At 34.5% G+C, this 14,252-nt stretch carries 11 protein-coding genes; 2 read left to right on the top strand and 9 right to left on the bottom strand.

Annotated features, from left to right (window positions below; genetic code table 11):
- Positions 1–71: 71 nt before the first annotated feature.
- The 5 genes from ACQQ6V_RS01740 to ACQQ6V_RS01720 all read right to left on the bottom strand — a co-directional run bounded on the left by ACQQ6V_RS01740 (position 72) and on the right by ACQQ6V_RS01720 (position 5,314).
- Entirely contained in the window at positions 72–1,022 is a 951-nt protein-coding gene (locus tag ACQQ6V_RS01740; protein WP_448843872.1) for an N-acetylornithine carbamoyltransferase, read from the bottom strand.
- Between the two features lie 163 nt (positions 1,023–1,185).
- Positions 1,186–2,355 carry an aspartate aminotransferase family protein gene (locus ACQQ6V_RS01735; protein ID WP_448843871.1) on the bottom strand — a complete coding sequence of 390 codons (1,170 nt, stop codon included), beginning with the start codon at positions 2,353–2,355 and terminating at the stop codon, positions 1,186–1,188.
- Between the two features lie 35 nt (positions 2,356–2,390).
- On the bottom strand, positions 2,391–3,356 hold the full coding sequence (gene argC, locus ACQQ6V_RS01730; protein WP_448843870.1) for an N-acetyl-gamma-glutamyl-phosphate reductase: 966 nt from the start codon (positions 3,354–3,356) through the stop codon (positions 2,391–2,393).
- 205 nt (positions 3,357–3,561) lie between these two features.
- Positions 3,562–4,755 (bottom strand): argininosuccinate synthase, encoded by a 1,194-nt coding sequence (locus tag ACQQ6V_RS01725; RefSeq protein ID WP_448843869.1) that lies wholly within the window; start codon positions 4,753–4,755, stop codon positions 3,562–3,564.
- Positions 4,727–5,314: a GNAT family N-acetyltransferase gene (locus ACQQ6V_RS01720; protein ID WP_448843868.1), complete on the bottom strand. Its 588-nt coding sequence runs from the start codon at positions 5,312–5,314 to the stop codon at positions 4,727–4,729. The genes ACQQ6V_RS01725 and ACQQ6V_RS01720 overlap by 29 nt, the downstream gene beginning before the upstream one ends.
- A gap of 393 nt (positions 5,315–5,707) precedes the next feature.
- On the opposite strand from ACQQ6V_RS01720, the gene acs reads away from it, so the two are divergent.
- Entirely contained in the window at positions 5,708–7,615 is a 1,908-nt protein-coding gene (gene acs / locus ACQQ6V_RS01715; protein WP_448843867.1) for an acetate--CoA ligase, read from the top strand.
- Positions 7,616–7,690: 75 nt separating this feature from the next.
- On the opposite strand, the gene pheT is transcribed toward acs, so the two are convergent.
- On the bottom strand, positions 7,691–10,093 hold the full coding sequence (gene pheT / locus ACQQ6V_RS01710; RefSeq protein WP_448843866.1) for a phenylalanine--tRNA ligase subunit beta: 2,403 nt from the start codon (positions 10,091–10,093) through the stop codon (positions 7,691–7,693).
- A gap of 125 nt (positions 10,094–10,218) precedes the next feature.
- Positions 10,219–11,349, bottom strand: coding sequence for a DNA polymerase III subunit beta (gene dnaN / locus ACQQ6V_RS01705; RefSeq protein ID WP_448843865.1), 1,131 nt, complete (start codon positions 11,347–11,349; stop codon positions 10,219–10,221).
- Between the two features lie 141 nt (positions 11,350–11,490).
- On the opposite strand from dnaN, the gene ACQQ6V_RS01700 reads away from it, so the two are divergent.
- Positions 11,491–11,844 carry a diacylglycerol kinase gene (locus ACQQ6V_RS01700; protein WP_448843864.1) on the top strand — a complete coding sequence of 118 codons (354 nt, stop codon included), beginning with the start codon at positions 11,491–11,493 and terminating at the stop codon, positions 11,842–11,844.
- A gap of 73 nt (positions 11,845–11,917) precedes the next feature.
- On the opposite strand, the gene ACQQ6V_RS01695 is transcribed toward ACQQ6V_RS01700, so the two are convergent.
- Entirely contained in the window at positions 11,918–13,060 is a 1,143-nt protein-coding gene (locus ACQQ6V_RS01695; RefSeq protein WP_448843863.1) for a DEAD/DEAH box helicase, read from the bottom strand.
- A 141-nt stretch (positions 13,061–13,201) separates the two neighbouring features.
- Complete coding sequence (locus ACQQ6V_RS01690) at positions 13,202–14,095, bottom strand: T9SS type A sorting domain-containing protein (protein WP_448843862.1); 894 nt, start codon at positions 14,093–14,095, stop codon at positions 13,202–13,204.
- Positions 14,096–14,252 lie beyond the last annotated feature (157 nt).

Here is a 14,252-nt window from a genome sequence, read left to right as displayed (position 1 = left end):
TTTAGAAACGAGATATCTTCTTGATGATCTGCAACTTCTTTATCTATTTTGTTCTTCTATAATAAGACCGTTTATAATTGATCTAAAATTTTGCTAAAAACAGCCTGAGCAGAGAAAATTCGGTTTTTTGCTTGTTGATAAATAATTGAATTATCACTATCCATCACATCATCGCTCAACTCTACATTACGACGCACAGGAAGACAATGCATCACTTTTGCGTTATTAGTTAGCTTCAACTTTTCTTGGGTTAGCAGCCATTGATCTTCAACATTCGGCATTGTTGCATAATTCTCAAACGACGACCAATTTTTAACATAAACAAAATCAGCATCTTTCAAAGCTTCATCCTGATTATGAACCACCACCGAGTCCTTAACAAAAGCTGGATCCAAATCATAATGTTCTGGATTAGCAATCACAAAATCCACATCCATCTCTTGCATCCATTCTGCAAAGGAATTGGCAACCGCATGAGCAATCGGCTTTACGTGAGGCGCCCAAGTCAACACAACTTTTGGTTTTCTTTTTTCTGTCCAGTTTTCCGTGATTGTGATACAATCTGCAAAACTCTGCAATGGATGTCTGGTAGCAGATTCTAGAGAAACAACCGGCACTTTGGCGTATTTTAAAAACTGACTCAAGATACTCTCGTTAACGTCATCTTCTTTGGATGTCATGCCCGCAAAACAACGCACTGCAATGATATCACAATATTGATTAAGCACTTCTATTGCATCTTTAATATGCTCTACCGTACCGCCATCCATCACAGCACCATCTGCAAATTCTAGATTCCAGGCTTCTTGAGCGGCATTAAGAATGAGAACATTTAGTCCTAAATTCTGCGCAGCAATCTGGCTGCTTAATCTCGTTCTCAGGCTAGAATTAAGGAAAACCAAACCAATGGTTTTTCCGTTTCCTTTATTGGGTTCTGCCAATGGATTTACCTTAATCTCAATGGCTTTTTTTATCATGGATTGAAGATCATTAATATCTTCTACTGATGTGAAATTTTTCATTTTTGTTGTTTTATAACCATTGTAAATTTTGAATCTTAGATTTTCGTAATCAACTTTGACTTTGTTGTCGACATCGCAGCCCGGCCTGAGTGGAGCTCTTTTTCTTTTTCCTAAAAAAATAAAAAAGCGGGAACGGAGGACGGAAATAGCTGCCAAAATTATTCTAATTGCTACTCGTTAAGATCTCTTTTTTGTCAATGGATTTTAAAGTTTTTTCTAAAGCTTCAATAAAAATATCGGCTTCTTCTGTTGTAATATTAAGTGCTGGCAAAATCCTCAAAACCGCTTTATCATTAGCATTTCCGGTGAAAACATGATGCTTAGCCAGCAACTCAGCACGGATCTCTGCGCATGGAACATCCAGCTCGATCCCGATCATCAAACCTCGACGCCTGATGGATTTTATATGATTAAAACTTTTAATATTATCCTCTATGTACGCTCCAATTTTCTCAGCATTTTCTACAAGATTTTCGTTTTTGATGACGTCCAAAACTGCAATTCCTGCCGCACAAGCCAAATGATTACCGCCAAAAGTTGTTCCCAATAATCCGTTGCTGGCTTCAAATTTCGGGTTAATCATAACGCCCGCAATCGGAAATCCGTTGCCCATACCCTTCGCCAAAGTGATAAGGTCCGGCTGAATATCAAATTCTTGATGCGCGAAAAACTTGCCCGAACGTCCGTAACCCGACTGAACTTCGTCTAAAATCAAAACCGAATTATGTTCTTTGCAAAGCTTTGCTATACTTTTTATAAATTCTTCAGTTGGCAAGATAATTCCACCAACGCCTTGAATGCCTTCTATGATGACGGCAGAAATTTCATTTTTATGTTGATTAAATAGTTCTTCTAACTGAGAAACATTGTTAAAATCACACTTGATAAAATTCTCCGATTGATTGACTGGCGCAACAATTTTTGGATTATCAGTGACCGCAACCGATGCAGATGTACGACCATGAAACGCACCAGAAAAGTAAATGACTTTCTTTTTTCCGTTGTGAAAAGATGCCAATTTCAAAGCGTTTTCGTTAGCCTCTGCGCCAGAATTACAAAGGAAAAGCGTGTAATCTTCATAACCCGAAATCTCGCCTAGTTTTTGTGCTAATTCGGTTTGCAAATGATTCTGCACCGAGTTAGAATAAAATGATATTTTATCTAATTGATCTTTCAGTTTTGTCTGATAATGCGGATGATTATGCCCAATGGAAATCACTGCATGACCACCATAAAAGTCTAAATATTGTTGTCCATTGTCATCCCAAAGAAAAGAACCTTGAGCCTTTACAGGATTGATATTAAATAAAGGATATACGTCAAATAAATTCATTATCTTAATTGTTATAAGTTGGTTGTTGACTTGTCTTAAAATGCTATCGATTTTAAATTAAGTCCAAGATTCTGATCCCAGCCATTAGCGAGATTCATGTTTTGTACCGCTTGCCCAGAAGCGCCTTTCAAAAGATTATCAATTACAGAATGAACCACGATCATATCCTTATTTTTTTCAATATGAATTTTGCACTGGTTGGTATTGACTACTTGTTTCATATCAATTGGCTTCTTCGAAATTGACACAAAAGAATGATTATGATAAAACTTTTCATAAAGATCAAATAATTCATCCAACGAAAGATCTGACCTCAAAGTAGAACTTGTAAAAATACCTCTCGCAAAATCACCTCTCCAAGGCACAAAATGTAACTTAATCTCATTTTTATTAAGTTGATTAACATTCTGTACAATCTCATCAACATGCTGATGAGTCAATGTTTTGTAAGCAGATATATTATCATTTCGCCATGTAAAATGCGTCGTTGACTGTAAAGATTGTCCAGCACCTGTACTTCCCGTAATTCCCGTTGTGTAAACTTCCGCTAATAATTGCTTCTCCGCTAATGGCAACAACGCCAACTGAATTGCCGTCGCAAAACACCCTGGATTTGCAATGCTTTTGGCAGATTGTACATCAGGTTTGTTAAGTTCTGGAAGTCCATAGATAAACTGACGATCTCCCAACTGATTGTCTAAACGAAAATCATTTCCTAAATCTATTACCAAAGTATCGTCATTAATAAGATTCTGAAGTAACCAATTGCGACTTTCCTGATGAGGCAAACACAGAAAAAGAATATCAACTGATTGAATATCGTTAGTTAAAGTCAGATCGCAAACTGATTCTAAATCTGGATATAATTCAGAAATTCTCGTCCCAGAATTAGATCTACTGAACAACATCTTAATCTCTATATTAGGATGAAATACTAGCAATCGCACTAATTCTGATCCTGTATAACCTGTTGCTCCAATGATTCCTACTGATTTTTTCATTTGTATTTTTAAACGCTAAATGCGTCAACTTTTATTTTAAATTTCGATTTTCTGGATTAGATACTTTTTTTACTTTTCTAAAAAAAACATTTTTCAACCATTGAATCGCTCGCAGCCCGACCTGAGTGGAGCTCATTTTCTTTTTTTTTTAAAAAAAAGAAGAAAATAGCGGGAACGGAGGGCGGAAATAGCTGCCAAAATAATATTATAAACTCTTATTAATCTGATGATAAATGGACAATGAATTACTTAAAACTTTAGTAAAACCTTTGACATCTTGCCCACTCCAAGCGAGATTAGCTTCGCCGTAGCTTCCAAATTTATCCGACATAAGATCATTCTCAGATTCAATCCCGTTCAAAACGAATCGATAAGGATAAAGTGTTATGAATACTTTTCCGTTAACGGCTTTTTGAGAATTGCTGAAAAACGCTTCTATATCTCGCATTACAGGATCAAGGAAAAGCGCCTCGTGAAGCCAGTTTCCGTACCAATCCGATAATTGTGATTTTATAGTTTGTTGGTATTTTGATAAGGTATGCTTTTCTAATAAATGGTGTGCTTTTATAATCACCAAAGCTGCTGCTGCCTCAAATCCTACCCGACCTTTAATCCCAACAATCGTGTCTCCAACGTGGATATCGCGACCAATGCCATAGGCCGAAGCCAAGGTTTCTATATTATGAATTGCAGTCACCGGATTATCAAATTGAACGCCGTTAACAGTTATAATCTCACCATTCTTGAACTCGATTTCTAACTCAAAAGATTCGGTTTTTACAACCTGTGAAGGAAAAGCATTTTCTGGCAAATGATGACGTGATGTCAGTGTTTCTTTACCACCAACCGAAGTCCCCCAAAGCCCTTTATTAATGGAATATTGCGCTTTTTCGAAATCCATATCATAGTCATGTTCTTTAAGAAAATTAATCTCTTCTTCTCGAGACAAGGACTGATCGCGAATCGGCGTTATAATTTCCATCTCAGGACACATCACCTGGAAAATCAAATCAAATCTAACCTGATCATTTCCCGCGCCAGTACTACCATGCGCAATCGCCGAAGCATTAATTTCTCGTGCATATTTTGCGACATTCTGCGCCTGAATGGTGCGCTCAGCGCTCACCGACAAAGGATAAGTATCATTTTTCAGAACATTTCCAAAGATTAAATACTTTACGCAATCGTTATAATAGTCGTTTTCTGCATTGATAAAAGTATAAGATTTGACACCCAGTTTCTCTGCACGAGATCTTAATTCAGCTTCGTCATTATCATCAAACCCTCCTGTATTAATAGTCACAGCATGAACATCGTAGCCTAAAATCTGACTCAAATATTTTGCACAATATGATGTATCCAGACCTCCACTAAATGCTAATACTACACTTTTCTTCATCTTCGTTATTTTTTTGTTCTATATTATTAGGTGCAAGATTTGGTGTAAAAAGCATCGCCGTACAAAGGCAATTTTTCCGCTCCTTACTCATTAAAATATCGTAGTTAACACAGTTCTTACAACCACTCCAAAATTCTTCATCTTGCGTTAATTCTGAATAAATAACTGGTTTATAACCTAACTCACTATTAATTTTCATCACCGCTAAACCAGTTGTTAAACCAAAAATCTTAGCTGTAGGATATTTTTCTTTAGACAATTGAAATACTTTTTTCTTAATCTCAGTCGCCAAACCATGATTCCTAAAAGGCGGCGAAACAATTAATCCAGAATTAGCTACAAATTTCCCATGTGTCCAGGTTTCCACATAACAAAAACCCGCCCAGACACCATCGTCATCCAATGCAATCACCGCATTGCCATCTATAATCTTTTTACTGAGGTAACTCAGACTTCGCTTAGCAATGCCTGTTCCTCTTTTTTTTGCAGAATCCTCCATTTCCTGTTGGATTTCCTCAACATATTTCAAATGTTTATCTGAGGAAACTTCTATTTTCATGTATTTACATCTATTAAAGCGGCAAATTTAAGATAAAATAACTTTACAAAACAATTTTATTTAAAAAAATTAACTTACAATTAATCAATAAAAGCAAATAATATCTTCAAACATGTATAAAAAAAGATAAAAACACCTGTTACAAAAGTTCAATTACCTAATTATTAGATATATAACATTATTAGTATTAATACCTCATTAAGCAATTGTTAAAAATTTTGCTAATTTTTATTACAAAACTGCATTGTGTATTATACATTTTTAGTAATTTAGAAACGCATAATGATTAATAGATTACAAGCTTAATTAAGGAAACATTAATCTTTCTTAATCATATCAAAATTTTATGAAATCAAATGCACTTTAACTTTAAAAGAATAAAAAGTCACCCCTATGAATAAGTACCAAATACATAATTTACCTGATTATTTTAAAGAGTATAAAAAATCCATAAAAAACCCTAAGAAATTTTGGGATAAGATTGCGGATGAAAATTTTGTTTGGTACCAGCGCTGGAGTAAAGTTGTTGATTTTGATATGGAAGAAGCCAAAATCAAATGGTTTAAAAATGCAAAACTTAACATTACAAAAAACTGTCTAGACAGACATTTAGAATCTCGCGGTGACAAAACTGCCATCATTTTCGAACCTAATAATCCCGAAGAAGAAGCACAGCATATAACATACAAAGACCTCCACGAAAGAGTTTGTAAAATGGCTAATGTTCTTGAAGAAATGGGCGTACAACGTGGAGACCGCGTGTGTATCTACCTCCCGATGATACCAGAACTTGCGATCACCATGCTAGCTTGCGCCAAAATGGGTGCTGTACATTCTGTTATTTTTGCAGGATTTTCTGCTTCAGCTATTGCATCTAGAGCTAATGATTGCAGTGCAAAACTCATCGTTTGCTCTGATGGAAGCTACCGAGGTAACAAAACTCTCGACCTAAAAAGTATTGTAGACGAAGCTTTAGAAAAAACAGAAACAATAGAAAAAGTATTAGTTGTAAAAAGAACTCACAACGAGATCCAACTAAAAGAAGGTCGCGATTTTTTAGTCGACGATTATTTTCCAAAGGCTTCTTCTGATTACGTCACGAAAGTTATGGATGCAGAAGATCCTTTATTTATACTCTACACATCTGGATCAACAGGAAAACCAAAAGGCATGCTGCATACTTGCGCTGGCTACATGGTCTACACTGCTTACACTTTCAAAAATGTATTTGATTATCAAGAAAATGATATTTATTGGTGTACAGCAGATATTGGTTGGATCACAGGACATTCTTACATCCTCTACGGACCACTTTGCAATGGCGCAACAACCGTCATCTTCGAAGGTGTGCCAACTTATCCAGAACCAGATCGTTTTTGGCAAGTTATAGGCAAACATAAAATCACTCAGTTTTATACAGCACCTACCGCGATCAGATCTCTCGCTAAAGAAAGTACAGATTGGGTAGACAAGCACGATCTAAGTTCTTTAAAAGTAATAGGATCAGTTGGAGAACCTATCAATGACGAGGCTTGGCATTGGTTTAACGATCATGTTGGTCAAAAAAAATGTCCGATAGTTGATACATGGTGGCAAACAGAAACTGGCGGAATATTAATCTCTCCCCTTCCTTTTGTAACACCAACCAAACCAACCTACGCTACACTTCCACTTCCTGGTATACAACCTGTATTAATGGACGATAAGCGTAACGAAATCACAGGAAACCAAGTTACAGGAAATCTATGTATAAGATTCCCATGGCCAGGAATTGCCAGAACAATCTGGGGAGATCATCAACGTTACAAAGAAACTTACTTCAGTGCTTTTCCTGGTAAATATTTTACAGGTGATGGCGCATTACGAGATGAAGTTGGCTACTACAGAATTACTGGTCGTGTAGATGATGTTATCATAGTCTCTGGTCACAATCTTGGTACAGCGCCAATAGAAGATAGCATTAACCAACATCCAGCCGTAGCAGAATCTGCAATTGTAGGGTACCCTCACGATGTTAAGGGCAATGCATTGTATGGCTTTGTTATTCTTAAGGAAACAGGAGAAAGTCGTGATAAAGACAACCTGAAAAAGGAAATTAACCAATTAATTTCTGATCAAATTGGACCAATTGCTAAGTTGGATAAAATACAATTTGTATCCGCATTACCTAAAACAAGATCTGGAAAAATCATGCGTAGAATATTAAGAAAAATAGCAGAAGGTGACTTCTCTAACTTTGGAGATATATCAACTTTATTAAACCCTGAAGTGGTTGAAGAAATTAAAAATGAAAAATTATAAAACATCAAATTAAATACAAAAAAAGGCGGAAATTAATATTTTCCGCCTTTTATACAGTATTCTGATTACAGATAATTAACCTCTTAATTCTGCGCCAAGCTCTTTCTCAAAAGACTTAATCAAAGCATTCATAACTTCTGAGATATCTTTATCTTCTAGAGTTTTTTCCTCATTAAGCAATTCAAAACTTACAGCATAAGACTTCTTACCTTCTGGCAAATTCTTACCTTCGTAAACATCAAAAAGATTAATTTCTCTTAAGAAAGGTGACTTATTTTTCTTAGCCAACTCATAAACTTCCGCATAAGAAATTGACTTATCAACCAACAACGCAAGATCTCTTCTGGTTTTGTTAAATTTAGGAATATCCACAAATTTAAAATTATCCGTACTTCTTAAAGCCTGACAAATTTCTAGCTCAATCTCAGCATAAAAAACATCTTGATCAACATCAGCATCTTTCAATAAAGCTGGTGCAACTTTCCCTAATCTAGCGATTGTTTTCCCTCCAGAAATTAACTCCAATGCATCAGAAAAACGAGTGTCTTCTAGAGCTTTTTCGGTGATATTAATATTTAATTTATCTAAAAGGATTTTAACATAAGCTTTCAATCTAAAGAAATCTGCACTGCTCTTAGGCTGCAACCAGTTCTCTGAAACATCTCTTCCTGTTGTTAAAATTGCCAATTGTTTTCTTTCTTCATATTTCTCGAATTTGTGATAAATTTTACCCAACTCGAAGAATTTAATATTTGGATTTTTACGATTGATATTATAAGCTGCATTTTGCAAAAGACCTTCTAATAAAGACTTTCTCATCGTAGACAACTCATTACTTAATGGATTAAGCAACTTAACAGCATTAGTTTCATCCTTAACAGATGTCAAAGAATTATTCATCACCTCGTTAAAACCTTGACTCTGTAATGTTCTAGCCCAAGCGTTCTCTAGAACATCCTGATCATTAAGATTAAGTTTCACATGAGAGAAAGACATTTTCTTAGGCGCATCTATTTTGTTATAGCCGTAGATTCTTAAAAGCTCTTCTATAACATCAATTTCTCTGGTAACATCTGCACGGTACGCAGGAACTGATAACTCTAGTCCATTTGTAATTTCGTTAAGCACGGTAATTTCAAGAGATTTTAAAATTTCTTTGATCTTCTCACGGTGGATTTTGATGCCTAGAATCTGATCAACTTTAGAATGACGAAGCACAACATAATGTGGCTCTATCTTAGTTGGATAATGCTCTAGAATATCACCTACTAACTTACCTCCTGCAATATCCTGAATTAACTTAATAGCATGTGTTAATGCTGTCTTAGTATTATTAGGATCTACACCTCTCTCAAAACGGAAAGATGTATCTGTATTCAATCCATGAGCTTTAGAAGCTTTTCTAATCGCCACTGGATTAAAGTAAGCACTTTCTAAAAATATAGTTTTGGTCGTAGCAGAAACTCCACTATTCTCTCCACCAAAAACTCCGGCAATACACATTGGATCTTGATTACCATCTTTTATCATAATCTCAGAACCGTTAAGCTTTCTCTCAACTCCATCTAGAGTTGTGAAAACTTTTCCTTCTTCCGATTTACCAACAATTACTGTTTTATTTGCAATTTTATCAGCATCAAAAGCATGCAAAGGTTGCGCGTAAGCATGTAGAATATAATTAGTAATATCTACAATATTATTAATAGGCGAAAGTCCAATCGATTTAATACGATCTTGCAACCAAGCTGGCGAATCTGCAACTTGTACATTTTCTATCACAGCGCCAAGATAACGCGGCGTTAATGCAGCATCTTCAATTTCTATTTTAAAATCATGAGAACCTTGCGATTGCAACGCAACAGACTCTACTTTTGAAAATTCTGAACCTAGATTATTAGAAGACAAATAAGCATGAAGATCTCTAGCAACACCATAATGTGACATTGCATCCGTACGATTAGGCGTTAATCCTATCTCATAAACTTCATCATTAGTTAACTCAAAGTAATTAGCAAATGCATCACCAACTTTATAGTTAGTTTCGTCTAAAACCATGATACCTGCATGATTATCTGACAATCCCAACTCATCTTCTGCACAGATCATCCCTTCTGAAGCTTCACCACGGATTTTTGCTTTTTTAATTTCGAAGAAATTACCAGTTTTGTCATAGATTTTAGCTCCTACAACTGCAACAGGTACAATCTGCCCAGCAGCAACATTAGGCGCACCACAAACAATATTAAGAACATTACCGTTACCAACATCGACTGTAGTTTTACTTAACTTATCTGCATTAGGATGTTTCTCACAAGTCAAAACCTTCCCAACAACGATACCTTCTAAGCTACCTTTAATGCTTTCATATTTATCAATACCTTCTACTTCTAGACCAATATCTGTAAGAAATATCCCGATCTTTTCTGAAGTTAAATTGGTTTTAATATAATCTTTAAGCCAATTATTTGATATTTTCATTTTAAAATTTAATTTAAAAAAGAGAATTCACAATTAATAATTATTGTATTTTCTCTAAAAAAGTTATAGATGTTAAACAAAATTTGAGACTTACGTCTCAAATTTAATTATTTATATTTTCTAATTTACAATCCTATTACAGGCATAGAAAGCATAAGAATATTTTCATTATCTTCTAAACCATCCACAGGCTCTATGATACCAGGTCTGTTAGGCTGTGACATTTTGAAAGTGATATCATCAGCATTTAAAACAGATAACATTTCTGTTAAAAATTTAGAACTAAATCCGATATTAATATCTTCGCCATTATAATCACAAGGGATTTGCATATCCGCCTTGTTAGCATATTCTGTATCTTCTGCATGAAGATGAAGAACATTACCTGATAGCTTAAATCTCACTTGATTGGTTGACTTGTTAGACATGATAGAAGCTCTACGTATAGAACCTAATAACAAACTTCTGTTAATCGTCAACACATTAGGATTTTCTTTAGGAATTACGGCGTTGTAGTTAGGATATCTTCCGTCTATCAAACGACAGATCCATGTATTATTACCAAAAGTAAATTTCGCCATATTTTCATTAAATTCTATTGTCACCTCGTCGGCAGAATTATTTAGAATATTTTTGAAAATAGCCAATGGTTTTTTCGGCATAATAAACTCCATAGGCTCTGCATTCTGCAAATCGGTTCTTTTATAAACCACCAATCTGTGAGAATCTGTAGAAACAAAATTAGTCTCTGTCTCTCCAAATTGAAACAAAACACCAGTCATCACAGGACGAAGAGAATCATTACTTGTCGCAAATAAAGTATTGCTCAAAGCTTCTGCCAATACACCACCAGGCATGATTACTTTCTGAGAAGCATCAAATTCTGGTAATTCTGGATAATCTTCTGCATTATCTAATGCAACAGAAAAATTATCCTTTTCGTCCAAAATTTCTAAGACACTCCCATTACCTTCTGGCGCATCTTTGATCACTAAAGTCAAAGGTTGCTCACCATAGGTTTTTAAGAAATCTTGAAAAATCTTAGCAGGTACGGCCATCTTCCCACTGTCATCAGACATGACATCGATTGATGTTATCAAGGTTGTTTCTCCATCAGAAGCTGTGATTTTTAAGTTATTTTGTTCTAACTCAAAAAGATAGTTCTCCAAAATAGGTCTGGATTGCGAACCAGAAATCACGCCACTTACAGTCTGTAAGGCTTTTTGTAATTCGCCACTAGCAACAATAAATCTCATAAAAGCTAATTATTTCGATTCACAAAGATAAAAAATTAATGCTGATTCTGATTCTGATTTCTAATAAATTACTAACAATTTTACGTTTTATCTATATTTGTTGATAATTTTAAAGTCAATTAAATCAATTAAATTTACGGAATGAAAAAACCGCCTTTGTACAGAAGCTTTTATTTCACTTTTAAAGGTTTAGCATTCTTGATAAAAAATGAAAGAAATTTCCAGATTCATTGTTTAGGACTGTTGATTAATTTATGTTTAATCTTCATTTTAGGACTTCAACCTTGGGAAATCGTCGCTATTCTGGGTATTTCTTTTTTCGTATTAACTACCGAAGCCATTAACACTTGCATCGAAAAAATTTGCGATTACATTCAACCTGATTTTGATAAAAAAATAGGCATTATAAAAGATATTGCTGGCGGAGCAGTTCTATTATCCACAATATCCGCCATCGTTGTTGGCTTAATCATCTACTGGAAATATATTTTCTAAAAAAGCCAAGTTTTTACAATAATAAAAAAAAGCCAATCGCAATGACTGGCTTTAATAGTATCAAATTATTAATCTAATATCCGTGAAGATTAATATCATCTGTGGCTTTAATCTCTACTCTTTTGCCCATTTTTTTCTGTATGATTTTAAAATGATGCAAATCATCATCTGTTAACAATGTAATCGCCATACCAGACTTTTCTGCACGTCCTGTTCTTCCTATTCTATGAACGTAGTCTAATGGTGAACGTGGCAATTCATAATTAATAACAACTTCTAAATCATCAATATGAATCCCACGACCAATAAGATCCGTCGCTACCAAAATCTGATTATCGCCTTCTTTAAAATCCTTAAGCCCCGATGTTCTTGCTCCTTGAGATTTCTTCCCGTGGATTGCGCTTGCCGGAATTTTATTTTTCTTTAATTTTTCAACTAAATTATCTGCAGTTCTTGTGGATGATGCAAAAATCAAAGCTTGTTTTATGCCTTGTTCTTTTATCAAATACCTCAAAAAAGGTCCTTTAGACTCATTGGTAACATGGTAAGCAATCTGTGTAATTTGATCTACATCTATTTCTTCCTTCTTGATTTCTACCAAAGTAGGATTGATGGTTAAACGTTTTTTGATATCTTCAACCTTATCATTAAGCGTTGCAGAAAATAAAGCAGTCTGTTTTACAACCGGCATCAACTGAAAAAGCTTGTTCATTTCTTCATCAAAACCCAATTGAAACATTTTATCTGCCTCATCAATCACCAAATGTTTAATCTGAGAAATACTAATTGCCTTATGCTCAATCAGATCCAGCAATCTCCCAGGCGTTGCGACCAAAACTTCTACACCAAAAAGGCCTTTCATCTGAGGATTAATAGAAACTCCGCCATATACCGCCATGGTTCTAATTTCTCGTTTTAAGTTCTCTGTAAAAGCACGAAAGACATCATCAATCTGTACTGCTAATTCTCGCGTAGGAACTAAAACCAGAACTTGTACATTACGATCTTTTTTCACTTCTTCATTCTGAAGCTTATCTAGAATAGGCATAACAAAACATGCTGTTTTCCCAGAACCCGTCTGTGCAATGCCCATCAAATCTTTTCCTTCTAACAGTACTGGTATAGTCTGTTCTTGGATAGGAAAAGGCTTGAGAAAACCTAACTTCTTAACCGATTTTATAATATTGTGTGATAATCCTAAAGATTCAAAAGACATAAAAATTCGTTTTATTTTGGCAAAGATAATCTATTAAATATTGTATGGGATTCAATTATCATTTTAGAATCAGCACAACCATAAATTTAATTTAAAAAAAAATCCCATTTGAAAAAATCAAACAGGACTTAATTATTCTTGTTATTTCTTAATAAACTTCTCCGTAAACTCTCGATCTTTCGTTTTAATTTTAATTAAATAAATACCAGCTGAAAGATTTTCTAGCTTAAGTTGATTAGAAGATTTCGCAGTTAAAACTACTTTAGCATTAACATCAAAAATAGTTATATTTTCTATCTTTTCTTGAGATTCTATATTCAAAATATCACTAACCGGATTGGGATAAATCTTCAACGATTTTTGAGAAACATCATCAACCGCCAACTTGTTAAGATCCTGAATTTTCACATTATCCACTTTAAAACCTGATCCTTCATTATCCAATTCGAAATCAAATTCTAAAATCGACCTTATACTTTTATTAAAAGTCGTCGTGGTAACTTTAACATTATCTACAAAATAATCTATTTTTTTTGCGGTAAAGTCAATATTTACTTTCAGATTATACCATTTTTTCTGCACCCAATTAATGGTTACACCGCTGTCGTCATTACCAATATCTATCTCGTCATCATAAAAAAAGCGAAATCCTCCGATACGCTCATACGGCTTTATATCTGAACTATAAAGCGTTAACATATCATAATCTGACGCACCTCTAGAATCCAAATAAACATCAGCAGAAATAGATATTTTATTATATTGAGGCACTTTATAAAGAATCCCTCCCCAATTTCCTTCTTGTGCTTCATTAGATATAACATGCACAGAATTAACACCATCAGACGCAATAGAGTTAACAATATTAGAATGGTCTCTATCAACATATCCCCAATTGTTCCAGCCTTTTTGCCCATCAAAAGCACCTAGTACAAAGCCTTCTTGTGCTTCGAATGAGATTTTAGTTTCTTGTGCATAAGCAGATATATTAAACATAAATACACTTGCAAAAGCCAATAATAGATTTTTCTTCATAGAAATATTAATTTAGTTAAAAGGATGGCAAATGTAACTATAATTACCTATCAACAACACTACACATCACCCAAAATAAGTAAGATTAATGCAAATTATAAACACAATACATTATTGTTACCATAAAATAACTTCAATAATGCATTATATTAATTAG

Source organism: Chryseobacterium electrogenes (genome assembly GCF_053553015.1).
The sequence above is the reverse complement of the archived record's forward strand: the minus strand, read 5'-3'. Positions and strand labels throughout refer to the sequence as shown.

Coding starts and splice junctions, on each gene's coding strand:
- ACQQ6V_RS01740 (WP_448843872.1), bottom strand. CDS start 1,022: ATGAAAAATTTCACATCAGTAGAAGATATTAATGATCTTCAATCCATG.
- ACQQ6V_RS01735 (WP_448843871.1), bottom strand. CDS start 2,355: ATGAATTTATTTGACGTATATCCTTTATTTAATATCAATCCTGTAAAG.
- argC (WP_448843870.1), bottom strand. CDS start 3,356: ATGAAAAAATCAGTAGGAATCATTGGAGCAACAGGTTATACAGGATCA.
- ACQQ6V_RS01725 (WP_448843869.1), bottom strand. CDS start 4,755: ATGAAGAAAAGTGTAGTATTAGCATTTAGTGGAGGTCTGGATACATCA.
- ACQQ6V_RS01720 (WP_448843868.1), bottom strand. CDS start 5,314: ATGAAAATAGAAGTTTCCTCAGATAAACATTTGAAATATGTTGAGGAA.
- acs (WP_448843867.1), top strand. CDS start 5,708: ATGAATAAGTACCAAATACATAATTTACCTGATTATTTTAAAGAGTAT.
- pheT (WP_448843866.1), bottom strand. CDS start 10,093: ATGAAAATATCAAATAATTGGCTTAAAGATTATATTAAAACCAATTTA.
- dnaN (WP_448843865.1), bottom strand. CDS start 11,349: ATGAGATTTATTGTTGCTAGTGGCGAATTACAAAAAGCCTTACAGACT.
- ACQQ6V_RS01700 (WP_448843864.1), top strand. CDS start 11,491: ATGAAAAAACCGCCTTTGTACAGAAGCTTTTATTTCACTTTTAAAGGT.
- ACQQ6V_RS01695 (WP_448843863.1), bottom strand. CDS start 13,060: ATGTCTTTTGAATCTTTAGGATTATCACACAATATTATAAAATCGGTT.
- ACQQ6V_RS01690 (WP_448843862.1), bottom strand. CDS start 14,095: ATGAAGAAAAATCTATTATTGGCTTTTGCAAGTGTATTTATGTTTAAT.